Source organism: Pseudomonas sp. ATCC PTA-122608 (assembly GCF_001952855.1).
Classification (GTDB): Bacteria; Pseudomonadota; Gammaproteobacteria; order Pseudomonadales; family Pseudomonadaceae; genus Aquipseudomonas.
In genome coordinates this window covers 154,834-178,085 of the sequence record NZ_LPNO01000004.1, presented here as the reverse complement: position 1 = coordinate 178,085, position 23,252 = coordinate 154,834, and the positions used below count along the sequence as shown (strand labels likewise).

The window sequence follows — 23,252 nt, the reverse complement described above, 5'->3', positions numbered from 1 at the left end:
TCAACCGGCGCTGTACTCGGCGTAAGCCTGAATCAGCGCGGGAAAATCCTCCCGCTCCGGGAGCTGCGCAAAGCTGTGCTGCGCCGGCGTGGACGCCCACGGCAGCTTTTCGCTGGTCCAGGTTTCAATGAACGGCACATAACCGCTGACATCATCAAACATGGTGGGCCGCAAGTTGATCAGGTCCTCGACGCCATTCGGGTGGGAGAACATCCAACTCATGCAGTGCGGGCAGCAGTAATGGCGGTCTACGCCATGCAACCCGCCGATCACCGGGTTGCCCTGGGTGATGGTAAATCCACTGGCGGGGATCAGCGCGCTCAGGGAGAACGCGCTGGACGACATCTTCTGGCAACCGGTGCAATGACACGCCATGGTGATCAGTGGCTTCTCGGTCACGATAAACCGCACCCGATCACAACGGCAGCCGCCTTCCTGGGACTCTTGATGACTCATCTTCCACTCCATTCACATTGTGTGTGTGCCTGGAGAGTAAACGAGCGAGTGCCTCACGAATAGCAGCAGGCGCTATGGGTGTCGTCGGTCGCGAAATACCCTCAAACGAACGCATGGGGCAGCGAACTGTCATAAAAGACAGAGCGGTGAAAGTCAGCCAATGGCTGCCCGCCCTGCCCGCGCGCATCAACAGCTTGCCGATGCGACGCATCCCCCCAGAAGGAGACGCTTACATGGTCATTCACTTCAAAGTCGCCGGCCACCTCGCCTGCGGTCATCACGGCAATAACCTCCCTTCCAGCACCGAGCTGAAGCGGGTCAAATGCCGTACCTGCCGTAACACCGAAGCCTTCAAGGAAGCCCGCCGCACCCAACGCAACGCCGCCCGACGTGCTGCACGCAGATCAAAAGCGGAACATGTCGCCGGTGATTGGCGCAACGCCTGGACACAGCGCCTGACTGACCTGCCAGGCCGTCAGCGCCTGCCACGCGGTTTCAGCGGCCAGCCATTCGTCTAGCTCAAGCAGCCGGAGCACGACGATAGGCGGCCAACAGCACGCCCATTGTCACCAGCAAACCACCCGCCCCACGGTTGAAGCGCTGCAAGTGTGCGGGCCGCAGGCGACTGAGCAGGCGCGCCCCACACACCGCATAGAACATCATGATGCTGACGTTCAGCACACACAGCGCCAGCAACAGGCACGCGTACTGCGGCAGTTGCGCCTGGGTGCTGTCGACGAATTGCGGCAGGAACGCCGACATGAACAGCAACGCCTTGGGATTGGAAATCGCCACGAGGAAACTGCGGGTGAAAATACTCGCAGTGCGAGTGCCAGTGTCCTCACCTTCGCCCACGGTCGGTAGCGCGGCTTGGGGTGCGCGCAGCATCTGCCAACCGATCCAGATGAGGTACGCCGAACCCATCCATTTCAGCGCCTGAAACAACCCTTCGCTGGCCGCCAGCAACAGCCCCAGGCCGCAGGCCACCGCCGTTACCAGCAACGCGTCCGCCAACACCGCTCCGGCCATGCCCCAGAACGCCGCCTGCAAACCGTGGCGCGAACCGTTTTGCAGGGCCAGCAAAACCGTCGGACCGGGAATCGCGATAATCGCGGCGCTCATCATGACGAACAGAAATAAAGTTGCCAGGGACATGACAGGTTCCTACGGGCTAATCAGCTGCGAATCATCCCAAAATATCCGCTGTGTGGCGAGGGAGCTTGCTCCCGTTGGGCTGCGCAGCGGCCCCAAAATCCTGGGAGCGCTTCGCACTCCAGCGGGAGCAAGCTCCCTCGCCACCGTTTATGTATTGCTCAAGCGAGACCCAATAAAAAGCCCCGGACTGACCGAGGCTGTTGAGGGTTCAAGCATCGTTGGCTACCGGCCTCGACCGCGCCTTGTATCCCGGCAGTGCAGCGGCATAGGCCAGTGCCTGCTCCCGGGAGCCGAAGGATGCCAGGCGGTCAGCCTTGGTACAGACCCGCCACGGGCCACTGTTGACCTGCACGATGTCATAGCCGTTGAGATGCAGTTTGTTCAGCATGGGCGTGCTCATAGTCACCTCTCTCTCCAGAGATAATCCAGGTGTTTGCCCGGTCTACCATACACCCGGGTAAAGCGGTGTAACCTACCGGGCGTCGCACAGGCGTGCACTCATGGAGCAGGGAAGATGATCAGCATCAAACAGGCGACGGTCAGCGATTGTGCAGTGCTGCGTGACATTGGCATCGAGACCTACACCGAGCATTTCTCGGCCATCTGGAGCCCGGCGGGCATGCAGGATTTCCTGGATAAGGACTTCTCTCCAGAATCGCTGCAAGACACCCTTGAGCGTCCCGCAGCGCATTGCTGGTTACTCGCCCGGGATGAGCAGGCACGCGACGTCGGGTTCGCCAAAGTCAACTGGAACCGGGCGATCCCAAGCAGCGATGAAACCGGCGCAGAGCTGCAAAAAATCTACTTCCTGAAGTCCGAGGCCGGCAAAGGCCACGGGCAGCAGTTGTTGGACCATGTGCTTCAGCTTGCACACACCCACCAACAACCGCTGCTGTGGCTAGAAGTACTCAAAACCAATGAAAGCGCCCAACGGTTTTATCAGCGCTGCGGGTTTGAACGCCTGGCAGAGATCCCATTCAGCACCGACATCACAGCGATCCCGATGGTGGTCATGTCCCACCGTTTGGCCCGGTAAAAGGCGCAGTAACGATAGACCTCTTGGCCAGGCTTTCAGCGGCAACACGGCTGATGCGCTTTTACTTCACCTTGCTGCTGAGGTTGTCGACACTGCGCTTGAGGTCTTCAAGGCTGCGCTTCTGATCACTGACGGTGCTTTTGAGGCTGGACAGTTCGCTGGAGCTGGAGTTTGAGCTGGAACTTGAATTGCGCTTCAGGTCTTCAATCTCGCTCTTGAGTTTGTCGATGGTGTTTTTCTGATCGGATACGGTGCGCTTGAGCTCGGACAGCTGGCCGTCACTGGAGCTGGAACTTGAGCCAGTGTTTTTCTTCAGATCTTCAAGGGCGCGAGCCTGGCCGTCCAGCTTGCTTTCCAGGCTTTGAATTTCGCTGTCATTGCGCTTGAGCAAGTCGCGCATGTCCTGAATGTCACCTACCGAAATGTCCGACGGGTGCAGGAAATATTCGCCACCTGCGCCCGAACTGCTCGCGGTGAGTTTGTTACCGACCGACGCACCGAATTCCCCCCACCGCGCCGGACTCGCCGCCAGAACTGACGGGGCCATTGCACCGATCAACAACGAAGCGACAACAGCGAACGAAGCTTTACCCACGATAGACATCAATTGATTCCTTTCTGATCTGCCGAGATGGCACATCGCTATGACTGCATTTTTGAACACTTGTTCCCGTGAGAAGTTGCGACGCCGTATACGAAAAAGCCCCGGCAAACGCCGGGGCTCGAAATATCCAACTGACGGTGCGATGTGCTGTCCTTTCACACACCTTTCACACCCAGGCGCCTATGGTCATCTCAGCTCCTGGTAAAAACCTTTAAGCCCGCGCTCCCCATCGCGGGCTTTTCTTTGCCTGTCATTTGCCCACCGGTTTTCGCTAAATTCGCTGCGGCGGTGAGCCGGTGCAAGCGCCCTGCTCGATGCAGAATACAAAGGGCGCCACCACTTCAATTTCACCTTTACGCAGCATGGAGGGCGGGGGCGCAGGCACTGGCGATGCCGCCGGAATCAATGCCTCCACAGCCCCGACAAACAGATCCGAGCCCGTGTGGCTGACAATTTTGTGGCGTATCAGGTTGCCTTTGGCGTCGACGACAAAGGCCACCCTGACCATGCCGGTCAGCCTTTGCAGGCGAGCTTCTTCGGGATAGGACTTGAAGTGGTTGAGGTGAGTGAGCAACTGATATTCCCATAAGCGCTTCTCTACCATTTGCTCCTGGTGGTTGGGGCCGCTCGTGCAGGCGCAAAGCAGTAAGACAAGTGCGATCCAGCTGTATTTCATAAACGCAGTTCCGTTGACGTTTTGGTGTGCGAAGTGAGGCTAATCATCCGACGCTGTTTAGCTGATTAGTTTAACGCGTTAACCAAGGTAGCGTCCCGGGTTGCGCCATTCGAAGTCGAGCTTTGTACTGCGCCAATTCAAGGCTGCCCGTGTGCCGCTGTGAGCCTGAGCACGCTCACAGCAACGACTTTGCCAGGCAGTCTTTCCAGACATCGCGCATCAGTTCCTTGAGCATCAATGCTTCAGCCCAGCGATCAGTGATATCGCGCCCGTCCGCGCCGGTAATGGCATACGGTGGCGGGCCGAGCTCGCAGGTGAACGATAGGCTGGCAGGCGTATGCGCACGGGCCAGCCAATCTTCGATCCCGTAACGCCACCAGCCCAGGAATCGCTCCAGCCAAGGGCGGTGTTGATCGAAGCTCAAGGGCACCTGAACCTGCTCGCCGTTGGCCACCCGGCCGTGAAACCCCCAACTGTGGCGCAAGATGGTGTGAATGTGCTCATCGTCTTCCTCCATGGCCGGCGCCGGCAGTTCGCGCCCTACGACATAGTGAGACAGGTCGGCCAGTAGTTTGAGGTCGGGCATTGCAGCCAGCAGGTCGAGGGTGAACAGCAGGTCACTGGTGAGGCGATAACGATGGGTTTCCAACAGGATTGGAAAGTCCACCTGTTCGGCCAAACGCTGCCAGCCTTCGATCAGTGTCATCGCTTGGGACAGCGTACGCGGCCGCACGTCTGCCTGAAGCGTAAGGTGATGACAACCATAGCGGGCGACAGCGTCGAGCGCCTCTGCCAGATCGTCCACAGTTTGCGGAAACACCTGCCCCTCGATATGCAAGCCCTGGGCGTTGGCGGCGGCATGCAACCGCTTGGCCTGTGGGGCAAGCCAGAAATGGTCGGTGACCCCGTCGAAGCCTGCGCCGGCAATTTTCTCAAGCTGCGCTTCAATTGGGAGATCGCACTGGCCTCGGTGATCTTGCATCGACCACAGCGACTGGAATACCAGGAAGTCACGCATGTCAGCTCCTCAACAGGTGTTTGAGCGGCACCCCGGCATCTCCCAAGTCGCGCACCGACAGCGGGCCGCGATTGGCGATCAGGCGTTCGCACAGCTTGATGTCCTTGGCGATGCTATTGCCCTGCCCCCAACCAAAAGCCCCTTGCAGATGTTGATCGGCATTGAGGTAGAACAGCAGGAACCCGCCCCCCGGCATTGCCCGGCTCGCCGAGGGTTCTGTGTGGCTGATCACTCCCACGGTTTGCAGCCCCCAGTCGTACTGATCGGACCAGAACCCCGAAATCCCCTCGAAGGGTAATTCACCACCCAGCAGGTTCAAGGCGGCGTGACGGCCCTGGGTTTCCGCGTTGCGCCAGGTTTCCTGCCGCTGGAAAGCGCCTTGAGGGTGCAGCCGGAACTCACAGACATCGCCTGCGGCAAAGATGTCCGGCTCACTGGTACGCAACTGCGCATCGACACGAATGCCATGCCCTACATCAAGCCCGGCAGCCGTTGCCAGCTCGATATTGGGTTGCATGCCGATACCGACGACGAGCAGGTCGCACGCCAACACCTCACCGCCGACCAACCGCACCGACGCTGCACACAGGTCGCCCTGCACCGCTTCGATGGCTACGTTCAAGCGAACGTCCACGCCCTGCTTGCGATGCAGCTCCAACAGGGCACCGGACGCGCGTTCCGGCAGGACTCGACCCGCCAGCCGTGACCCGGCTTCCAGCACCGTCACCGCACAACCCAAGGCATGGGCGGAGGCGGCGACATCAAGCCCGATAAAGCCACCGCCGATGATCACCAGACGCGTACCCGGCTGCAGCGACGCACGCAATGCCAACGCCTCATCATGGGTTCGCAGATAAAACACATTGGCCAGATGCGCCGGCACATCGGGTAAGCGTCGTGCCCTGCCCCCGGTCGCCAGCAACAGGCGGGCGTACTGCAACCCGCTGCCATCGGCAAATCGCAGGCGGTGCTGCTGTGGGTCGAGGCCTGTCACCGGCTTGCCGGTCAGGTGTTCGATGCCCAACTCGGCGAGCTGCGCATGGTCGCACACGTTGCAATTCGCCAGTTCAACAGTGCCCTGCAGCAAGCCCTTGGACAGGGGCGGACGTTCGTAGGGCGCATGGGGCTCGTCACCGATCAGGACCAGGCGACCGCGATAGCCTTCGGCGCGCAAGGTCAGCGCCGCGCGGCCGCCGGCGTGTCCGGCCCCCACGATAACCAGTGGAGCATCAGCAAGGTTCATGGCACAGCCTCCAGGCAGTTAAACGGCAATCGCGAGCAGGACCCGCCCCGCCTCGACACGGACCGGATAGGTCTTAAGGTTGACGCATACCGGCGCCCCTAATGCTTTACCTGAGCGGTAGTCGAACCGCCCATTATGCTTGGGGCACTCGATCACATGGTCCATCACCAGGCCATCGGCAAGGTGGATGGATTCGTGGGTGCACAGGCCCGCCGTCGCGAAAAACTGGTCCTCGGCAGAGCGATAGACAGCGTAAGTGTGCTGGCCATGGTCAAAACGAATGACGTCTTCTTCGTCTATATCGCCCACGGCACAGACATCGATCCATTGATCGGTCATGGCGGTTTCTCTCTTGTCAGGGGTAAAACACAAATCAGTCAGGCCAGCTCTGCCTGAGTGGTGGCGGCCGGCTCTGCGCGCTGGGGCAGAGGGCGGCGGATGAAATACGTCGGGTCCTTACGCTGCTTCCAGATGACCGGAAAGATTTCCTTCAGGGCCTCGAACAAGCCGTTGTAGGGCGGCGGGCAGTCATCACGAATTTCTTCATGCAACTGCGCCAGGGCGTGGAACGGCACCATCGGGTACATGTGGTGCTCGAGGTGATAGTTCATGTTGAGGTACAGAAAACGCAGCAGCGGATTCATGTAGATGGTGCGGCAGTTGCTGCGGTGATCCAGTACGTCCTCGGCCAGGCCGACGTGCTGCGTCAGGCCGAACAGGTACGACAGCCAGCCGCCATAAAGGGTTGGCAGGCCGATGAACATCAGCGGCAACCAGCTCTGCCAGTAGAGTGCGACAGCCACCGTCAGCCCGTAGATCACCAGCCAGATACGCGCCGCCGTGAAAATTTTCGGCCACTCTGATTCCGGGATAAACGTACTCTCCTCTTCAGCAATCCGCCCTGTTGCGTGCCGGCAGACCGACCACATCGTCGTGAACACATAGGGCATCCTGAACAGGCTCAGCACCATGTTCACCAGGCTCGGCGGACGCGGCTCGACGATCTCCGGATCACGCCCGACGATGATGGTGTCGGTGTGGTGCCGGGCGTGACTCCAGCGCCATACATGGGGTTCGAACATGAACATGAAGCTCGACACCTGGTAGATCGCATCATTCAGCCAACGGGTCTTGAACGCTGTGCCATGACCCGTCTCATGCCACCGGGCATTGGAGGCGGTGCCATACAGCAAACCGTAGGCAAAGAAGAACGGTACACAGGCCCAGGAGCCCCAGAACCAATAGCCACCGAACCCGGTGACCACCAATGCCAGCAACCAGAGAGCGGTATCCACCAACGCAGGGCCATCACGGCGTTGCATCAGTTCTTTCAGGCGCTTACGCGGGATAGGCGATTGATACCAGTTGGCCGAGGCCAGGCCTTTTTGCAGCGCGCGGGCGGCTTCAGGGCCGGTCAGACGATAATCCCGAGGCGCGGCATTACCGTTTTTTTCATAGGCTGCGTGGTGTTCAGACATTTTATTGTTCTCCGCAAGCTGGGTGGTTTCAGGCACTTGCTTCGATGCGAGGTCACATCGTTGAGAGAAAAGATAGAGAGCCCATTGATTGGCCTCAACCCCTTGAATACATTCCCTATCAAGCTATCATCCAGCCCCATTGAAGCTTGATAGTTTTCTATCAAGACGCTCACGGGGCCCGCCATGAACGATAATAAACGCCCAACCATTGCCACCGTTGCCGCGCATGCCGGCTTGAGTGTCGCCACCGTAGACCGGGTGCTTAACGCAAGGGCGCCGGTCAACCCGGCCACCGCCGAGCAGGTATTCCAGGCCGCCGAAGCCGTCGGTTATTTTGCCGCCCGGCTGATCGGCCAGCGGATCCGTGAACGACGTCCCAGCTACCGCTTCGGCATTCTTTTGCTCGGTACCGCGCAGGCGTTCTATGGCAACGTCGCCGCCGCCATCTCCGAGGCGGCGCAGCGCCAGTCGGGCACCAACCTGAGCGTTCAATTCGACTACGTTTTTGACCGCTCCCCCACCGCCATCATTGCCCAGATAGAACAATTGGCGGTGCAGTGCGACGGCCTGGCGGTGGTCAGTTTTGCGCACCCACTGATCAATGCCGCCATTGCCCAGATCAGGGATGCGGGGGTGCCGGTGATCGCCTTGCTCTCGGACATTCATGAAGAGGCCCAAGAACCTTACGTCGGCCAGGACAATCATGAGGTCGGGCGCACGATGGGCTGGCTGGTGGCACACACCGCCAGCGCTCGCAAGGGCAGCATCGGTGTGCTGCTCGGTGGGCACCGTTTCCTGGGGCATCAGGCGCGGGTCGAGGGGTTGCGTAGTTACCTGGCGGAGCACGCCCCAGGGCTGCGATTGCTGGAAGCGGTGATCAACCTGGACAATTGCGACATCACCGAAGAAGCAACCCTGGAACTGTTGGCCCGCCATGAAGACTTACGCGCTTTGTGCGTGGTCGGCGGTGGCGGCGACGGCGTCATCAGCGCCCTGTCACAGCTGCCGAAACGGCCCTCACTGTGTTGCATTCTCCAAGAGTCAACCGAGCTGTCGCGCCAGGCCCTGGCCGAGGGTCTGATCAGCCTGATCATCGATTCCCAGCCGCGACTGCTGGGCACCGCCATCGTCGACTTGCTGATCGAGTTGCAGACATCGCCAGACTTCGATCCAGCCAGGCATCGCCACTACATTCCCTTGCAGATCATGACCTCAGAGAACGCCCGTCCCTGAGCGAAACGTATCGGCACTCAGTCCGAACCGGTTCATCTTGTTGTACAGCCCGCCACGGGACACGTTGAGTTGCTGCGCGGCCAGCCGTATGTTGCCGCGAGTGCCTTTGAGGGCGGCAATGATCGCGTTCATTTCATGGGCACCGAGATCCAGCGACGCACGAGGCTCGGGCACAGGTCCCGAAATAAACGTCTGCTGTCGCGTCTTGATTTCCAACGGCAGGTCACCCGGCAAAAGCTGTTCGCTCATCGCCAGGTTGGTCGCCCGCTCAATGGCGTTTTCCAGTTCGCGAACGTTGCCTGGCCAGTGATACGCCGACAGAATATCCAACGCCTCAGGCGAGATACCCTGCACCGATTTACGTAGCGAGCGGGCGCAACGGCTGAGGAAGTGGCGCGCCAGCAGCGGTATATCCTCGCGTCGCATCCGCAGCGGCGGCACTGTCAGATTCAATACGTTGAGCCGGTAGTAGAGGTCCTCGCGAAACGCGCCATCGGCCACCGCCTGGCTCAGGTTTCGATGGGTCGCGGCAATGATGCGCACATTCACCTGCCGGGACTGCTTCGCGCCGACTCGCGTCACCTCGCCTTCTTGCAAGACCCGCAACAGACTGACCTGAGCGTCGAATGACATGTCGCCGATTTCATCAAGGAAGATCGTGCCGCCATCGGCCAGTTCGAACTTGCCGGCCGACCCGCCGCGGGCCGATCCGGTGAAAGCGCCTTCAACGTGCCCGAACAACTCACTCTGCACCAGGTCGCGCGGAATGGCTCCGCAATTGACCGCCACAAACGGCCCATTGCACCGGTCACTGGCGTTGTGGATCGCCTGGGCAAACAGCTCCTTGCCGGTGCCGCTTTCCCCCAGGACCAACGTCGTCGAATCGCTGCGACTGGCGATCCTCCCCAGGTGCAACGCATCCTGAATCGCTCGGGAGCTGCCCTGAATCGTATCGAAGGTGTAGCTGGCCTGGGTGCCGATGATCCGCCGGGTAATTTCCCGGATGCGCCGGTTCTCGCGCAACGAAACAACCCGCCCCCCCTGCTCCAGCGGGCACACCGACACCAGGCAGGCCAGGTGACTGCGATCGTGCAGCTCGAAGGTGCAATCCAGGTCCCGCAGCCCCTCCCCGCCACGCAGCAGAATCTCATCGGTCAGTTCACTCTGCCCCAGACGCTGGAACGGACTGCCCAGCAGGTCCCGGCCTACTCGAAACAGTTGCCGGGCATAGCGGTTGAGCGCCTTGATGCAGCCGCGTTCATCAAGCACCACAAGGCCTTCGTTGAGCACTTCCAGCACGGTTTGCTGTTCTTCCAGCAACGCCTGGAGCGCCATCTGCCGCGAGACCGCTTCAGCCGCTGCCTGAACGGTGCCCAGGGTATGAAAGTGAAACCAGCCTGGCTCTGCGGTCAGCGTCAGCATCGCCAGGGTGCGGCTCAGGCCATCCCTGATGGGTGCGGCGGCGCAATGCATGCGCCGTTGGCGCAGGCCAAGCCCGAAATTCTCTTCGGCCAGCACGTACACCAACCGGTCTTCGGCCAACGCCAGCCCCGTGCAGTTGGTGCCCTGCACCGATTCCAGCAACCGGCTGCCCACGGGCGTGAGGTCCAGGCCGCAAAAATACAGGGTCGTGCCGTGAGCGTCCGTGAGGTTGATATGACCCCTGGGATTGTAGGCCAGCAATCCACGCATGACCTGCGCCGCCGCCGCGATCAACACACGATTGGCGGCCAGCGTCGCGGTGAGCTCATCAGGGGCGACAAACCGGTAGTCGCCGTCGGCAGGGTCGATGCCGGCGCTGACGCTGCGCTGCCATGAATCCCAGATCACCTGTCTCACCCCGGCAGGTCGATCAACAAGCCCCTTCAGGCACGCATCCCACGCCTGTTCCAGTTGAGCAATCGGTCCCTCGCTCAATTGCGCCGGGCCAAGTGCAGTGATGTAGTCGAGGTCTTGCTCGCTGAAGGCCATAGGCTGTGGGATCACGGGCTGCTCCTGTGTTCATATTTTTGACATGTCAGTATAGACATGTCATCTGAATGAACACTAATTTGAATAAACTCTCATTAATCTCTTACATATCAATGGTTTAAATATTGGCACAACCCTTGCTCCTAGTCTGTACCAGCAGAAGATCCCTGCGGTACAACAATAAAAAGGAGTCATTTCATGAGTACATCCAAGAACATCCGCCTCGGTCTCATCGGCGCCGGCCGCATGGGTAGCTTCCATGGCCTGACAGCCGCCCGGCATATCCCCGGTGCCTGCCTGGCCGCCATTGCCGACCCGACACCCGGCCAAGCTGCGCGCCTGGCGTCAGAGCTGGGCGTACAACGGGTCTACACCGATCCCCAGCAACTGCTCGATGACCCGGACATCGACGGCGTACTGATCGCCGCTCCGGCCCGCAGCCATGCCGAATTGGTGATCAGCGCCGCCCGCGCCGGCAAAGGGGTATTTTGCGAAAAGCCCATGGCCATTACCCTCGAAGAAGCCGACCGCGCCATCGCCGCCGCTGCCGATGCCCAGGTGACGCTTCAAGTGGGCTTCAACCGCCGCTTCGCCAAAAGTTTTCGCACGGCTCACCTGGATGTAGTCGCAGGCCGTATCGGAACGCCACAGTTGCTGCGCTCGCTGACACGGGATCCGGCACTGAACAATCCCGCCGCCTCACCGCAATGGGTGATTTTCCTCGAAACCCTGATCCATGACTTCGACACCCTGCGCTACCTGAACCCCGGCGCCGAAGCCGTCGATGTGTTTGTCATGGCCGATGCGTTGATTGCACCGGACTACAAAAGCAAAGGTTTCCTGGACACCGCGGTGGTCACGATCCGCTTCGACAACGGAGCCATCGCTACAGCTGAAGCGAACTTCCAGGCGGTGTACGGCTACGATGTTCGCGGGGAAGTGTTCGGCAGCGCGGGCATGCTGACCATGGGCGGCGTCCATGACTCTGATCTGGTTCGCTACGTTGCCGGCGGCATCCAGGCTGACACCCAGCGCCTGGACACCGACCTGCTGCGTGACGCCTACGTGGCCGAGCTCAACCACTTCGTGGGCTGCCTGCGCAGCGGCGAGAAGCCTCTCGCCAGCGGCGAAGATGCCCGCGCCGCACTGGCCATCGCCCGCGCGTGCATCGAGTCTTTCCAGCAAGGCAAAATCGTACGTGTGCAAGGCGGTCGCTCATGAGCTTCGTACCCTTCAAGCTGGCGGTCAGTGCCGAAATGGTCTTCCTCGACCTGCCCTTCACCGAGCGCGTCAAACGGATCCATGCGCTGGGGTTCAGCGCCGAAATCTGGGGCTGGACGACCAAGGACATCCCGGCACTGGCCGCCACCGGCGCAGACTTCACCTCAATGACGGGCTACATCTCGGGCAACCTGACCGACCCCGAGGAGATTGCGCAACTGCTCGACAGCGCCCGGGAATCCTTGGCCATCGCCGCCCAGCTCAATTGCCCAAGCCTCAACCTGCATGGCACCGGCCTGGGTGACCGGGGTTTGCCGGTCAAGCCGGTGGCTCGCACCACCGGGCGCATGTGGTTGAGCGCCTGCAAGACCCTGGAAAAAATCGCGCGCCTGGGCGAAGACGCCGGGCGGGTTTTCCTGCTGGAAAACCTCAACACCGAGGTGGACCATCCCGGCACCCCCTTCGCTCGCGCCGACGACACCCTGGCGCTGATCGAAGCAGTGGGCAGCCCCCATCTGAAGATGAACCTCGACCTCTATCACGCGCAGATCGGCGAAGGAAACCTGATCGAACTGATCCAGCGCGCCGGCAGCGCCATCGGTGAAATCCAGGTGGCGGACGTGCCTGGCCGCAAGGAGCCCGGCACGGGTGAGATCCACTATCCCGCCATTGCCAGCGCTTTGTACAACCTGGGATACACCGGTGTCGTGGGTCTTGAGGGCTGGGCCAGTGGCGACAGCGAGGCGGCACTGGCACGCTTCCGGCAAGCCTTCACCTTGTCTTGATGCCTTTCAACTCATAACAATAAAAGGAACACCATCATGCGTCGCAGCACATTGCTTTTCGCCACGCTGTTACTCCTCTTCAGCCAATGGGCCGCCGCCAGCTATCGCGTAGGCGTCAGCATTGCCAGGGTTGACGACAATTTCATGACCTACGTGCGCAGCGGCCTGGAAGATGCGGCCAAACAGGAGAATGTCCAGATCCAGTTCGAAGACGCCCAGGGCGACGTGGTGCGCCAGCTCAATCAGGTCCAGGGGTTTATCAATCAGAAAGTCGATGCGGTCATCGTCTTGCCGGTGGACACCGCCGCCACTGCCAACATGACCCGCGCCGCTGTCGAGGCGAATACGCCGCTGGTCTACGTCAACCGCCACCCGGACGAGCGCGTATTGCCCAAAGGCGTGGTGACGGTGGCGTCCAATGATATTGAGGCCGGGCAATTGCAGATGCGCTACCTCGCCGAGAAGCTCCAGGGCAAAGGGACGCTCGCAATTATCATGGGTGACCTGGCGCAAAACGCCACCCATGACCGTACCGAAGGGGTTAAACAGGTGCTCAAGGATTATCCCGATATCAAGATCGTGGAACAGCAATCGGCTGAATGGCAGCGCAGCAAAAGCATGGACCTGACCAGCAACTGGTTGCTGGCGGGGACTCACTTCGATGCCATCGTGGCCAACAACGACGAGATGGCCATTGGCGCTGCGATGGCGTTGCAGCAAGCGGGAAAAGCCAAAGGCGATATCGCCATCGTCGGCATCGACGGCTTGCCCGACGGGCTGGCCGCGATCAAGCGCGGGATGCTGGTTGCCTCAGTCTTTCAAGACCCCAAGGCCCAAGCCACTGCTGCCGTACAAGCAGCCATCAAAATGATCAAGGGCGAAGCGGTCGAGACGGATGTGTGGGTGCCGTTTCAGTTGATCAAACCGGAGCAGGTTGCCATGTTTGAACAGCACTACAAGTAGCCCCGACCGCCGCTGATCCCGACTGGGGATCAGCGGCGCTCACGAAAAAACCGGCTCTGCGCGGGCACGCAACCCCACGGTAATCATCAGGACAATAGCCGGAACAATCACCACGCTGGCCGACAGCATCGCCCCCTTGAACCCGGCCACGTCCAGCACGCTCCCTCCGACAATCACACCCAGCCCGATTGCACTGTTGAGCACGGCGGTATGGAGGGCGGTCGCCGGTACCATGTGATCTCCGGCGATCCTCAAGACCCACGTCTGCAGGCCGGTAAACAAAGCGGAAATGGCCACGCCCCAGATCACCAGTAACGTCACCACGGGCGCGAGTCCCAGTAGCGGACCGTAGATGCCCAAGGTCACCAATGCCAATGCCATCGCAACCAGCGCCAGCAAAATGAACGCCTTCAAGTAGCGATCAATAAACAGCGCACTCAGCAGGTTGCCCAGAAAACCTGCGGCGCCGAAAGCAAACAGCAATACAGCAATCCAATACGAAGTAATGCCGGGTACCTGGCCTATAAACGGTTCGACAAAGGTGTAGGCGCCAAAATGCGCGGCGGCGGTCAGGCCGGTGATGACGTAGGTGATCAAGAGGTCCTTGCGCCGCAGCACCACCGCAAACCCCAGACCTTTGGCCAGCGAGGGAATATGCATTGAAGGCAGCACCAGGGCGATCGCACCGGCGCAGGCGACACACATCACGGCCAGGCACATAAAGGCCGTGCGCCAACCATCGTATTGGCCTACCAGATTAATCAGCGGTACGCCCATGACCGTGGCGATCGTGATGCCGCCCAGCACAATCGAGGTGGCCAGTCCCACGCGGTGCGACGGCACAATATGCGCGGCGGTGGCTGCCACGATGGCCCAGAACACGCCATGGGCCAATGCGCCGACGGCGCGGGCACCGAGCAGAGAGGAAAATTCAGGGGACAACGCTGCCAGGCCGTTTGATAAGGCCAGTATCAACATCAACGCAATCAGCAGCGCCTTGCGGGGAACCCGGCGGTTCAACCAGTTGGATAACAAGCCGCTGGCCGCCCCGATCCACGCGTATAGGGTTACGGTCAGCCCGACGGTGGACGGGGCTTGATTCAGGTCGGCAGATAGTTGCGACAGCAAACCAATGGGGGCGAACTCGGAAGTCACCATGGTAAACGAGGCGATGCACAGCACACTGACTGCACACCATACCCGCAAGGCTGAGTTGATCACCGGCAATGTCCTTCCCTGTTCATGATCAAATCAAATCCAGCGGCGGTGAACTGGCCCGGCGTTTGATCACCGGGCCAGAGGGCTGAGTTAAAGCAATACAGTGGAAAGCATACCCAAGGCGCCGAGGACGAACCCGATAAGTGCGCCACGTCCTGGTGCTTCATGAAACAGAGACCAGACCACCACGGGCTCAAGCAGCAACAAAGAGGTGACTGAGACCACGGTGACGATCCAGATATCACCGACAGCCAGGTACCCCAGCCAATACGCACCCAGCAGGCAAAGCCCGGCAAAACACATAACCACAACGGGAAGGACGAACGCTTCCCATGAACCATTACCTGTTTGGGCAAGCTTGGCGGTTACCACCTCACTGTAGATTGCACAAAACTCACCGAGCACCATCAGCCCTAGAGCAGAAACTCCGAGTAGTTCTTTGGACATATCAAAAACTCCTTCGTATTCAACGCAATATTTTTCAGCTCCCAGCGAGCGATGCCGCTGCTCAGGAGCGTGTTGCAGTGATACGAAGCAGCCTTGAACAGGCCTGAATTACCGAAGTGCTTTTCCATGCTCATGTCCTTCAACGGGTGTGAGACTCAGCGCCCAAATAAGGGCGCTCGTTCCGATCATACGTTCCGTTAGCCATTGCGAACAACCCGGGCAACATTAGCAGGGGTATAGCGATCTCAAAGACGCTAAAGAAAGATCAACTACGGAGCTCCCGACTTTGTAGCCAGGCACTGATGGCCTCTACGAGTTCTGTCTTGCACTCCACCGGCAGCCAGTGCCCGCCAGACACGCTCGTAACGCTGAGATCTGCGCAGGCCGCACGCATTGGATCGCCCAGTTGATTGCCCTTGATGGTATTCATCTGGTCGTAATCGCCGTTCACAAACAGTACGGGCAATGACAGGCGTCCACCATCGGGCGCTCGGTGGGCGTACTCGATATTGGCATCGTCGTTCAGGTACCACGCGCAGGGTGCGCGGAAGCCCCGCTCTTCGAACGTCCGCACCAGTGCAGCAAAGTCCGCCTCGGGCCAGAGCGCGGGGTCTGGTTGGGAGGGTGGAGCCCGGTGCGCTTCGCCAAACCGCCCGCCTTTCCTGGTTACTTCGGCATTGGATGCAACCTTGCCGATGCTCGCGGGATCGCCTCGCCGATAAATCGACGCCAGCGACGCGGCTTTGTCCGCATCAAGATCAGCGACGGCGGACGCAAAGTGCGTGTTGTAGTAGCGGTAATAGTCCCATTGACCGTCTGGATACTGGTCCGCCGGATAAATCCCTCGGTCAACCAGCGGGACCAGCGTCGGCAACGCGTTCGTGAAAGGGAAATACGGGACCGAAATCAGCACCACGCCGCGGCTGCGCTGAGGTTCATGAGCGACCAATTCACCCGCCACAACGCTGCCCCAATCGTGGCCTACCCAGATTGCGGGCATTCCGCCGAGGTGGTCATGAAGTTCTGCCATGTCTGCCACGATGTTTTCAATCGTGTACGCATCGAGCGCGGCAGGCGCAGAGGAGCCACCATAACCGCGCATGTCGGGTGCGACGCAGTACCAGCCTTTAGCTGCGAACGCTTCCAGCTGCGCACGCCAGATCAAACTGAGCTCAGGCCAACCGTGCAGGAACATCATCAATGGGCCGTCGGCAGGCCCCTGCTCTACATAATGCGTCGTGTGACGGGGCGTGCTGAAAACCCGTGAAGTGAGCTTGGAAGTGGACATAGGATCTCCTCATGCTAGGCCGGCCGACATAAGCGTCATATCGGCAGAATCACCGCTGAATCTGCACCCTAGCGTAACGATCCCTATGATGCTTGCCAGCTTCCCGTCATTGTCAGTCCTGTACCTGCCATCTGCAGCCAGACCCAACACGGCATATCTTGTTACAACCATTCGCCTGCGGGCACTGCCCTTAGAGAACTTCAAACTTTCACTCTAGTCCTAATGCCAGGCGTGCTTTAAACCGTGAGCGCCTGCTGACAACCCATAGAGGTTCAAAAAATGAAAATGACACTACCCGCCCTAGTTCTGGGTGTCCTCATTTCGCAAGGCGCGATGGCAGCCGGAGATGGCACAGCCGCTCTTGGAGGCGGCGTTGGTGGTGCACTTGGCAATATCGTAGGTCAACAGCTCGGCGGCTCGACGGGCGCGGCAGTAGGCGCAGGCGTAGGTGGTGCTGCCGGCAGTGCTGTCGGCGCTCAAAGAGGCAACAGAGCGGAAGCCGCGATAGGTGGCGGTGTCGGATCGGCTGGCGGGTCACTCATTGGTAATCGCCTCGGCGGCGCCACGGGCTCGACGATCGGTGCAGGTCTCGGCGGCGCCGCGGGTGGCGCGCTAGGAAACAACCTGGCGGACGATGAGAGCAATCATCGATCTGATGGCAAGAAGCACAATGGCAAAAACAAGCATAAACACAAGAACAAGCATCGTTAGTTTCTGACGCTATTACATCGAAGCCCGGCCCAGCGCCGGGCTTCTTATTTCTGGCGAGCGCCCTACTCTGCTACGGTGACGCGCTCAGATCGCAATGGAAGCATCAAAGAAAGGGCTCATGGAAGACTCTGGCAATTACTCCCTTTTATGTGTGTTTTCTAAGGATTCGTGCATGCAAACGTTGCGGATTGTGCCTCGACTTTTCCCTGAGTTGCTCAAAGGCAGCAAGAGGTCAACGATCCGCATGGGCGAACTGCATATAGAGCCAGGCTATTTGCGCTACGAATGTGAGGACGACCCGAGCAAGACAACCGTCGTGTGGGTTACTCGTTGCACGTACATGCCTTTAAACGAAGCCGCTGCTTTCTGCGGTATGCAGGACGAATGGCCACCAAGGGTGATGCTCGAGGGGATGCGGGAGCACTATCCCCTCATTCAGCTATCGGACACGGTTCAGGTGGTTGAGCATGAAACACCTGAGCAGACAAAGATTCGGATTGCCTCAGGCTCTTGAGAGCGTGCTTCCAAGCAATAGCGCCAAGATCTTCAATGCCCGCTCGCTCTTGCCGAGATGGATAGCCAAAAACGAAAAAGCCCAGCAATCGCGCTGGGCTTAGATATGGCAACCAAGTAAAAAATATGAGCTGTGCTACTTAGCCCTTGCAAAGCTTCTGGGGCGACTCCGTGCCCGTGAGTTTTTTCGGCCATGCAATCGGTAGATTAGGAATAGACATAAGCTCGACTACGCCAAACACGCACATAATCACCGCATTTCCATCCGCGTTGGGCGCGCTGCCGAGGCCCACCAGAACCTCGTAGTCTTTTCCGGGCTCCAGTTTGAATACTTTCGCCTGGCCTGGGCACACAGCGTAAGTGCTGCCGTAGCTGCCGGCCGACGCACCTAATGTCGCAACCTGAAAGGGTGCATCTGTTTTAACGCGGTACTCAGCCACAATCTCGGTGTACAAGCCTTCGGCCATCCGAACGGCTCCGATGTACTGCTGAAGCTTGGGTGAAACCCTTCCCGGCATTCCAAGATCGGCCGGCTTAAGTGGGTACTGAGGGTAGTTAATGCTCGGCTGTCCATCCTCTGAGAAGCGACCAGCTACAGCCATTTTGTGGCGAGTATCCGGGGCACAGCTGCCAGTGACACTGTCGCCAAACACATTGGAATTGGTGATCACACGAACTCGGGCCGTATTGTCGGCCTGAGGTGGATCGACATAGGGAACAGAGGGGATCCCGCCACAACCAGCAAGGGCGATGGACGAAACAAAGAGCAGCAACCAGGTATTACGCATCTACTACATCCTTGAGTTTACCTAAGATCCATCGTGTACGAACCAGACTAAAAACACTCAGTAAAAAGCCTGACTGGGCATCCGCCAACTAAGTGAGTTGCGGAGCAACAGTTGAAATTGCGGAGCGGAAACAAAAAAGGACCTGCCTGATAAATCACGCAAGTCCTTGAATATTGTGGTGCCCGAAGCCGGAATCGAACCGGCACGCCCTTACGAGCGGGGGATTTTAAGTCCCATGCGTCTACCAGTTTCGCCATTCGGGCGGTAGCGCTATACAGCGAGCCAAGCAGCTTGAACAGCCCTTGAGCGTTGCAGCAGGCTAGGGAATATATAGATCCAGCCCCCTCGATGCAAGGTCGAGCGCGGGCTTTTTCAAACAAACAAGCTGCACCCCGGCAAACAAAAAAGCTCGCCAGATCAGTGATCTACAGATTTCGGCCGCGGTGGTGGGCAATAGCAGCGCAGGCCGCTTCGGCCCCCACCGCACGCGTCCCCAGGTGCATCAGGAAAAATAAGTCATTACCGCAATGACCACTGAAACCCAAACCAGGGTCATCAAAAACGACAGCGCAGCCAACGTTTTGCCCATTTGCCTACTCGCCCCGATGCAAACCGCTTCAGTGAATCAACTCTTTTGCCTTCTCCAGGCACTCCGTGGCGCTGTCCAGTGCTTCGGCCGCTTTGGCTGAATCGGCGTTGCCATTTTCCGCCCGGTTGCCGGTGATGACAAACAACACGTCGACACCGACCTTGGCAATGGCCGCCAGGTAATCTGCCCGTGGAAAACGCACACCGTTTTCATAACGCCCCTGAGCATTGGTCTCAACGCCTCCGACCTTGCCCAGCGCCGCTTGAGAATAGCCAAGCCTGGCACGTTCTGCCTTTAACCTCGCCCCAATGCTCATGAAAAACCTCCTGTGTGGGATGGTGAATACGATACTCCGCACAAAAGGTTAGTTCCTTGACCGAACTGACCCGCTATTTATTGCCTGATCCCCGAAAACCAGCATCCCCCTGTTCTCCGGCACCTGCGACGTTAGGGAGCATCTGATACGCTTTTTTCTTGTGCATCTGACCCTGTATCGAAACCCGTCCTGCCCTGACAATACACCCACTCCCGACACGCCCGTGGAGCCCGGCAGGAACCGTCCTGCCGGCCCGTTCATTTCGGAGGCCTTATGGCTAAGATGGCATTTTTCCTGTTCGGTTTTCTTGCGCTGACCATCGCGATTGGTCTGCTTGCCACCATCTCACCGGTCTAGGATCCACACCCCACCGCCTGCGTTCAGAGGTAGTGTCAGCCGGCAAAAAACATCGGATACAAAGACAGCACCAACAATCCCGCCATCGACCAGTTGAACAGCCGCAACCAGCGCGGCTCGCGCAACACATTGCGCAAGCCGCTACCGCAGCCGGCCCACACACAAACGCTGGGCAGGTTCACCAGGGCAAACACCGCAGCAATCAACAGCACGTTGGTGACATAACCGTCGGCAGGCGTGTAGGTGGTGATCGCGCCCAACGCCATGACCCAGGCCTTGGGGTTGACCCACTGAAACGCCGCAGCGCCGAGAAAGGTCATGGGTTTGCGCTTGTCATCAGTGTCATCAGACATCGCGCTGGAGGTTGCAATCTTCCACGCCAGGTACAGCAAATACGCCGCCCCCACATAGCGCAATACGGTGTAAGCCCACGGCAACGCCTTGAACACTTCCCCCAGGCCCAAGCCCACGGCGATCACCAACAACATGAAGCCAATGCTGATGCCCAATGCATGGGGAATCGAGCGGACAAAACCGAAGTTCACCCCGGACGCCAGCAACATGGTGTTATTCGGGCCAGGGGTGATCGAGGAGACAAAGGCGAACAGCGCAAAGGCTGACAACAGGCTTGAAGACATAAGCATGGCGCGACATCCGAACGAGTACTGTGGCCGTGACAGTAGAACGTTGCGCCAGCCTGCGCCCCGTACAGCTACAGGCAGATACAGGCATACACTTCGTCAGGCCTGCCAACAAGCGCCTTCCCACCAAACTGCCATTGGTTTGCCTTCATTGATCGGTATACTTGTGCACCTGTCTGCACCCTGTGCTGAACACATCCTGAAAGGACACTCGATGAGCAACTACCTCGACCGCGCGCTGACTGGCCTGCGGACCCTGGGCATCAATCTTCTGCAGCCGGTTCCAGATGCACCGGTCCTGGTATTGCTGGACCGCGTGGCCCAGTACGACACCGCCAAAGTCACCGCTATCGCTGCCGTGCTGCAACAGTCGACCACCTTCAACAGCGTGGTTCGCGAACAGATCGCCGGCATGGATATCTCCACACGCTTCATGGACATCACCCAAAGCTTCACCTCGATCCGCGAAGACGCGGCCGCCATGGCCGGCTGGATGGATGACGGACGTCTGGATACGCTGGAGAAACTCAAGCTGAGCTGGATGAACCTGCGTCGTGGCTCGATCCCCAGCCGCTTCAGCGAGATCCGTGAAAAATACCTGCAGGTGTGCAAGTCGGCCAATGACCAGATCGCCCGGGAAACCGTGATCCTGGAGGCCTACCTGGACTTCCGCATGGCCATGAAAGCCGCCGAGGTCGATGCCCAGCAAGTGCTCGCCACGGCCGGCCAGGTGCTGGAGCAGCGGACCCAGGCCTTGAACGAGGCCAACGCCCAAGTCACGGCTGCCGAAACCCTGGCGCCGGCCGAGCGCGCGGCCCTGGAGCTGCGCCGCGACGAAGCTGTACGCGCCCTGCAGGACGAAGACAAGCGCTATCAGATCGTCAAGGACATCGCCGATGACCTCAAGGTCGGCTACAACACGGCCGAAATGGTCTTCGCCCGGATCAACCAGGTGCATGTGATCAAGGAGCGCCAGTACCAGCGCATGGTCTCGTTTTTCTCCACCAACGAAGTGGTGTTAACCGGCCTCGCCGTGTCGTTCACCAGCAACAGCGGCCTGGCCGAAGCCACCAACACGCTGAATGCCACCACCGACGGCATCAGCAAGGGCCTTGAAGCCCTGGGCAGCACCGGCAACACGCAACTGGAAGCGGCGGTCCAGGCCAGCTACGGCACCACGATCAAGGTCGACTCGGTGCGCGCCCTGGCCGATGCCACCCTGAGTTTCCAGACGGACATGCACGGCCTCACGGAAACCTACCGCGCTGAATCCAGCAACGCGTCCCGTGACATCGCCGAAGCCGTCGAAGAGGCCAAACGCAAGTTCGCCGCATTGCTGACCAAGGCCGCTTGATGAGCGACATTCTCCTCTCCGAGCAACTGGGCGCGATGGCGCTGGTGGATCAACTGCGCCACCAGCAGATGGCCGTGGAAAAGGACCTGAGCCTGCCCCAACGCCGTGCCGAAGTGGCGGCGCGCATCCGTGAGTATTACCAGAACAACGGCATCAAGTTTAGCGAAGCGCAGATCGACCAAGGCGTGCGCGAATTCTTTTCCAAACGCCTGGTGTTCGAGGCCCCGGAACTGAGTGCGCTTGACCGTTTCTGGAGCAAGGTACTGCTCAAGCGCCATCGCGGGATACTTGTCATTCAGCTCATCGCGGTCACCTTGCTGGTGGTGCACTGCAGCCGTGTGATGGTCGCCAGGCACGAAATCCAAGAGGCTCAACGAGCGGCCATCGCCGTTGAGACGAACGTGGCACAGAAACAGTCAGACATCGCCAACCTGAAGGCTCGCCTGAGCGCCGTGCAACAGGATCCGGCCTATCTTGAGGGCAGCGATCTGTTCAGTGCCCTGCCCCGCCTGAGCACCAAGGCCGAACATGCCCTGGCCATGGTCGATACCTCGGGGGTCGATTACGCCAACGAACAGATTGGCGTGCTGGAAGCGTTTTTGGCCAAGGTCAAGGCGGTCCAGCCGATGACCGACCAGCTCAACGAGTTGACCCGCAAGGTCGCCGATATTCACCTGCCCGCCTCCGACAGCAAAGCGACGCTTGGCATGCAGGCCGAATTGGTCATGATCAAAGACCTCATCGGGAAATTCGAGATCGAAAAAGCCGGCGGCCAACTCAGGGCACTGCGTGCCAACACCGAACTGATCCCCAAGGAGGTATCCATCCGGGTTGTCGACCGGCCCGGCACACCGTCTGGTGTCGAGCGCTGCTACGACAAGGCGCTGTGTAATTCCAATCCTGGTTCGACCCAGGGCAAGAGCTGGTATTTGGTTGTCGAAGCCGTCGACCTGTCGGACAGGCCGGTGCTGCTGCCCACCGTCAGCACTGAGACCGGCACCGGCGCCTGGGCCAGCCAGTTCGCTGTGCGGGTGCCGCAGGCCGAATACCTGAAGGTCAAGGCCGACAAACTCGACGACGGCCACCTGACCCACCGCGTGATCGGCCGCAAGCCGGCCGGCAGGATGGAAGTCACCTATTTGAGCCAACGGACCACCGACCCGCTCGAAACGATATTGGAGTGGTGAAGAC

Annotated in this window: 26 protein-coding genes and 1 tRNA gene; 10 read left to right on the top strand and 17 right to left on the bottom strand. The window is 59.5% G+C overall.

What is annotated here, in order from left to right; all coding sequences use genetic code 11:
* Nucleotides 1-456, bottom strand: coding sequence for a GFA family protein (locus AU074_RS06250; protein WP_076013984.1), 456 nt, complete (start codon nt 454-456; stop codon nt 1-3).
* Nucleotides 457-689: 233 nt separating this feature from the next.
* Between AU074_RS06250 and AU074_RS06245 the strand changes: the two genes are divergently transcribed.
* Nucleotides 690-974 (top strand): hypothetical protein, encoded by a 285-nt coding sequence (locus AU074_RS06245; RefSeq protein ID WP_076013983.1) that lies wholly within the window; start codon nt 690-692, stop codon nt 972-974.
* 1 nt (nt 975) lies between these two features.
* On the opposite strand, the gene AU074_RS06240 is transcribed toward AU074_RS06245, so the two are convergent.
* A complete protein-coding gene (locus AU074_RS06240) occupies nt 976-1,611 on the bottom strand; it encodes a LysE family translocator (protein WP_076013982.1) in 636 nt (211 codons plus the stop codon).
* Nucleotides 1,612-1,819: 208 nt separating this feature from the next.
* Nucleotides 1,820-2,011 (bottom strand): hypothetical protein, encoded by a 192-nt coding sequence (locus AU074_RS06235; protein ID WP_023658809.1) that lies wholly within the window; start codon nt 2,009-2,011, stop codon nt 1,820-1,822.
* Nucleotides 2,012-2,125: 114 nt separating this feature from the next.
* Between AU074_RS06235 and AU074_RS06230 the strand changes: the two genes are divergently transcribed.
* Entirely contained in the window at nt 2,126-2,647 is a 522-nt protein-coding gene (locus tag AU074_RS06230; RefSeq protein ID WP_076013981.1) for an N-acetyltransferase, read from the top strand.
* A gap of 61 nt (nt 2,648-2,708) precedes the next feature.
* Here the strand turns inward: AU074_RS06230 and AU074_RS06225 are convergent, their stop codons facing one another.
* The 6 genes from AU074_RS06225 to AU074_RS06200 form a co-directional block, all read right to left on the bottom strand.
* Nucleotides 2,709-3,251: a hypothetical protein gene (locus AU074_RS06225; protein WP_143503543.1), complete on the bottom strand. Its 543-nt coding sequence runs from the start codon at nt 3,249-3,251 to the stop codon at nt 2,709-2,711.
* Between the two features lie 271 nt (nt 3,252-3,522).
* The gene (locus tag AU074_RS06220) at nt 3,523-3,927 is read right to left on the bottom strand and encodes a TonB family protein (RefSeq protein WP_076013979.1); all 405 of its coding nucleotides are present in this window, start codon (nt 3,925-3,927) and stop codon (nt 3,523-3,525) included.
* Between the two features lie 175 nt (nt 3,928-4,102).
* Nucleotides 4,103-4,945, bottom strand: a complete 843-nt coding sequence (locus AU074_RS06215) for a sugar phosphate isomerase/epimerase (protein WP_076013978.1) — start codon at nt 4,943-4,945, stop codon at nt 4,103-4,105.
* Nucleotide 4,946: 1 nt separating this feature from the next.
* A complete protein-coding gene (locus AU074_RS06210) occupies nt 4,947-6,188 on the bottom strand; it encodes an NAD(P)/FAD-dependent oxidoreductase (RefSeq protein WP_076013977.1) in 1,242 nt (413 codons plus the stop codon).
* Nucleotides 6,189-6,206: 18 nt separating this feature from the next.
* The gene (locus AU074_RS06205) at nt 6,207-6,527 is read right to left on the bottom strand and encodes a MocE family 2Fe-2S type ferredoxin (protein WP_076013976.1); all 321 of its coding nucleotides are present in this window, start codon (nt 6,525-6,527) and stop codon (nt 6,207-6,209) included.
* Nucleotides 6,528-6,565: 38 nt separating this feature from the next.
* A complete protein-coding gene (locus AU074_RS06200) occupies nt 6,566-7,666 on the bottom strand; it encodes a fatty acid desaturase family protein (RefSeq protein WP_076013975.1) in 1,101 nt (366 codons plus the stop codon).
* 183 nt (nt 7,667-7,849) lie between these two features.
* Here AU074_RS06200 and AU074_RS06190 point away from each other — a divergent pair, with 183 nt between their 5' ends.
* Nucleotides 7,850-8,899 (top strand): LacI family DNA-binding transcriptional regulator, encoded by a 1,050-nt coding sequence (locus tag AU074_RS06190; RefSeq protein ID WP_076013973.1) that lies wholly within the window; start codon nt 7,850-7,852, stop codon nt 8,897-8,899.
* Here the strand turns inward: AU074_RS06190 and AU074_RS06185 are convergent.
* The gene (locus tag AU074_RS06185) at nt 8,879-10,870 is read right to left on the bottom strand and encodes a sigma-54-dependent Fis family transcriptional regulator (protein ID WP_076013972.1); all 1,992 of its coding nucleotides are present in this window, start codon (nt 10,868-10,870) and stop codon (nt 8,879-8,881) included. The two genes, AU074_RS06190 and AU074_RS06185, sit on opposite strands and share 21 nt — an antisense overlap.
* Before the next feature lie 198 nt (nt 10,871-11,068).
* Between AU074_RS06185 and AU074_RS06180 the strand changes: the two genes are divergently transcribed.
* Genes AU074_RS06180 through AU074_RS06170 form a run of 3 tightly spaced genes read left to right on the top strand, consistent with a single transcriptional unit; the run spans nt 11,069 to nt 13,839 of the window.
* A complete protein-coding gene (locus tag AU074_RS06180; RefSeq protein WP_076013971.1) occupies nt 11,069-12,091 on the top strand; it encodes a Gfo/Idh/MocA family oxidoreductase in 1,023 nt (340 codons plus the stop codon).
* Nucleotides 12,088-12,876, top strand: coding sequence for a TIM barrel protein (locus AU074_RS06175; RefSeq protein WP_076013970.1), 789 nt, complete (start codon nt 12,088-12,090; stop codon nt 12,874-12,876). The genes AU074_RS06180 and AU074_RS06175 overlap by 4 nt, the downstream gene beginning before the upstream one ends.
* Before the next feature lie 36 nt (nt 12,877-12,912).
* On the top strand, nt 12,913-13,839 hold the full coding sequence (locus AU074_RS06170) for a sugar ABC transporter substrate-binding protein (RefSeq protein WP_076013969.1): 927 nt from the start codon (nt 12,913-12,915) through the stop codon (nt 13,837-13,839).
* A gap of 39 nt (nt 13,840-13,878) precedes the next feature.
* On the opposite strand, the gene AU074_RS06165 is transcribed toward AU074_RS06170, so the two are convergent.
* From AU074_RS06165 to AU074_RS06155, 3 genes are all read right to left on the bottom strand, one after another.
* On the bottom strand, nt 13,879-15,060 hold the full coding sequence (locus AU074_RS06165) for an MFS transporter (protein ID WP_076013998.1): 1,182 nt from the start codon (nt 15,058-15,060) through the stop codon (nt 13,879-13,881).
* 87 nt (nt 15,061-15,147) lie between these two features.
* On the bottom strand, nt 15,148-15,465 hold the full coding sequence (locus AU074_RS06160) for a hypothetical protein (RefSeq protein ID WP_076013968.1): 318 nt from the start codon (nt 15,463-15,465) through the stop codon (nt 15,148-15,150).
* 304 nt (nt 15,466-15,769) lie between these two features.
* Nucleotides 15,770-16,792 carry an alpha/beta hydrolase gene (locus AU074_RS06155; protein WP_076013967.1) on the bottom strand — a complete coding sequence of 341 codons (1,023 nt, stop codon included), beginning with the start codon at nt 16,790-16,792 and terminating at the stop codon, nt 15,770-15,772.
* Between the two features lie 279 nt (nt 16,793-17,071).
* Here AU074_RS06155 and AU074_RS06150 point away from each other — a divergent pair, with 279 nt between their 5' ends.
* Entirely contained in the window at nt 17,072-17,503 is a 432-nt protein-coding gene (locus AU074_RS06150; protein WP_076013966.1) for a hypothetical protein, read from the top strand.
* A gap of 118 nt (nt 17,504-17,621) precedes the next feature.
* On the top strand, nt 17,622-18,017 hold the full coding sequence (locus AU074_RS06145; RefSeq protein ID WP_218191617.1) for an ASCH domain-containing protein: 396 nt from the start codon (nt 17,622-17,624) through the stop codon (nt 18,015-18,017).
* Between the two features lie 139 nt (nt 18,018-18,156).
* Here AU074_RS06145 and AU074_RS06140 read toward each other — a convergent pair whose 3' ends face one another.
* The 4 genes from AU074_RS06140 to AU074_RS06125 all read right to left on the bottom strand — a co-directional run bounded on the left by AU074_RS06140 (nt 18,157) and on the right by AU074_RS06125 (nt 20,710).
* Nucleotides 18,157-18,804, bottom strand: coding sequence for a hypothetical protein (locus AU074_RS06140; RefSeq protein WP_076013964.1), 648 nt, complete (start codon nt 18,802-18,804; stop codon nt 18,157-18,159).
* Nucleotides 18,805-18,980: 176 nt separating this feature from the next.
* Nucleotides 18,981-19,067, bottom strand: a tRNA-Leu gene (locus AU074_RS06135).
* Between the two features lie 354 nt (nt 19,068-19,421).
* Nucleotides 19,422-19,709, bottom strand: coding sequence for a helix-turn-helix domain-containing protein (locus AU074_RS06130; RefSeq protein WP_076013963.1), 288 nt, complete (start codon nt 19,707-19,709; stop codon nt 19,422-19,424).
* Nucleotides 19,710-20,101: 392 nt separating this feature from the next.
* A complete protein-coding gene (locus AU074_RS06125) occupies nt 20,102-20,710 on the bottom strand; it encodes a LysE family translocator (protein ID WP_076013962.1) in 609 nt (202 codons plus the stop codon).
* A 211-nt stretch (nt 20,711-20,921) separates the two neighbouring features.
* Here AU074_RS06125 and AU074_RS06120 point away from each other — a divergent pair, with 211 nt between their 5' ends.
* Together AU074_RS06120 and AU074_RS06115 are read left to right on the top strand one after the other, a co-directional pair.
* A complete protein-coding gene (locus AU074_RS06120; protein WP_076013961.1) occupies nt 20,922-22,061 on the top strand; it encodes a merozoite surface protein 3b in 1,140 nt (379 codons plus the stop codon).
* The gene (locus AU074_RS06115) at nt 22,061-23,248 is read left to right on the top strand and encodes a DUF6384 family protein (protein WP_076013960.1); all 1,188 of its coding nucleotides are present in this window, start codon (nt 22,061-22,063) and stop codon (nt 23,246-23,248) included. Before AU074_RS06120 ends, AU074_RS06115 begins: the two co-directional genes overlap by 1 nt.
* The last annotated feature ends 4 nt before the right edge of the window (nt 23,249-23,252 follow it).

Coding starts and splice junctions, on each gene's coding strand:
- AU074_RS06140 (WP_076013964.1), bottom strand. CDS start 18,804: ATGCGTAATACCTGGTTGCTGCTCTTTGTTTCGTCCATCGCCCTTGCT.
- AU074_RS06200 (WP_076013975.1), bottom strand. CDS start 7,666: ATGTCTGAACACCACGCAGCCTATGAAAAAAACGGTAATGCCGCGCCT.
- AU074_RS06155 (WP_076013967.1), bottom strand. CDS start 16,792: ATGTCCACTTCCAAGCTCACTTCACGGGTTTTCAGCACGCCCCGTCAC.
- AU074_RS06125 (WP_076013962.1), bottom strand. CDS start 20,710: ATGCTTATGTCTTCAAGCCTGTTGTCAGCCTTTGCGCTGTTCGCCTTT.
- AU074_RS06145 (WP_218191617.1), top strand. CDS start 17,622: ATGGAAGACTCTGGCAATTACTCCCTTTTATGTGTGTTTTCTAAGGAT.
- AU074_RS06215 (WP_076013978.1), bottom strand. CDS start 4,945: ATGCGTGACTTCCTGGTATTCCAGTCGCTGTGGTCGATGCAAGATCAC.
- AU074_RS06160 (WP_076013968.1), bottom strand. CDS start 15,465: ATGGTGCTCGGTGAGTTTTGTGCAATCTACAGTGAGGTGGTAACCGCC.
- AU074_RS06150 (WP_076013966.1), top strand. CDS start 17,072: ATGAAAATGACACTACCCGCCCTAGTTCTGGGTGTCCTCATTTCGCAA.
- AU074_RS06175 (WP_076013970.1), top strand. CDS start 12,088: ATGAGCTTCGTACCCTTCAAGCTGGCGGTCAGTGCCGAAATGGTCTTC.
- AU074_RS06115 (WP_076013960.1), top strand. CDS start 22,061: ATGAGCGACATTCTCCTCTCCGAGCAACTGGGCGCGATGGCGCTGGTG.
- AU074_RS06245 (WP_076013983.1), top strand. CDS start 690: ATGGTCATTCACTTCAAAGTCGCCGGCCACCTCGCCTGCGGTCATCAC.
- AU074_RS06225 (WP_143503543.1), bottom strand. CDS start 3,251: ATGTCTATCGTGGGTAAAGCTTCGTTCGCTGTTGTCGCTTCGTTGTTG.
- AU074_RS06230 (WP_076013981.1), top strand. CDS start 2,126: ATGATCAGCATCAAACAGGCGACGGTCAGCGATTGTGCAGTGCTGCGT.
- AU074_RS06130 (WP_076013963.1), bottom strand. CDS start 19,709: ATGAGCATTGGGGCGAGGTTAAAGGCAGAACGTGCCAGGCTTGGCTAT.
- AU074_RS06220 (WP_076013979.1), bottom strand. CDS start 3,927: ATGAAATACAGCTGGATCGCACTTGTCTTACTGCTTTGCGCCTGCACG.
- AU074_RS06210 (WP_076013977.1), bottom strand. CDS start 6,188: ATGAACCTTGCTGATGCTCCACTGGTTATCGTGGGGGCCGGACACGCC.
- AU074_RS06235 (WP_023658809.1), bottom strand. CDS start 2,011: ATGAGCACGCCCATGCTGAACAAACTGCATCTCAACGGCTATGACATC.
- AU074_RS06205 (WP_076013976.1), bottom strand. CDS start 6,527: ATGACCGATCAATGGATCGATGTCTGTGCCGTGGGCGATATAGACGAA.
- AU074_RS06170 (WP_076013969.1), top strand. CDS start 12,913: ATGCGTCGCAGCACATTGCTTTTCGCCACGCTGTTACTCCTCTTCAGC.
- AU074_RS06240 (WP_076013982.1), bottom strand. CDS start 1,611: ATGTCCCTGGCAACTTTATTTCTGTTCGTCATGATGAGCGCCGCGATT.
- AU074_RS06185 (WP_076013972.1), bottom strand. CDS start 10,870: ATGGCCTTCAGCGAGCAAGACCTCGACTACATCACTGCACTTGGCCCG.
- AU074_RS06120 (WP_076013961.1), top strand. CDS start 20,922: ATGAGCAACTACCTCGACCGCGCGCTGACTGGCCTGCGGACCCTGGGC.
- AU074_RS06180 (WP_076013971.1), top strand. CDS start 11,069: ATGAGTACATCCAAGAACATCCGCCTCGGTCTCATCGGCGCCGGCCGC.
- AU074_RS06250 (WP_076013984.1), bottom strand. CDS start 456: ATGAGTCATCAAGAGTCCCAGGAAGGCGGCTGCCGTTGTGATCGGGTG.
- AU074_RS06190 (WP_076013973.1), top strand. CDS start 7,850: ATGAACGATAATAAACGCCCAACCATTGCCACCGTTGCCGCGCATGCC.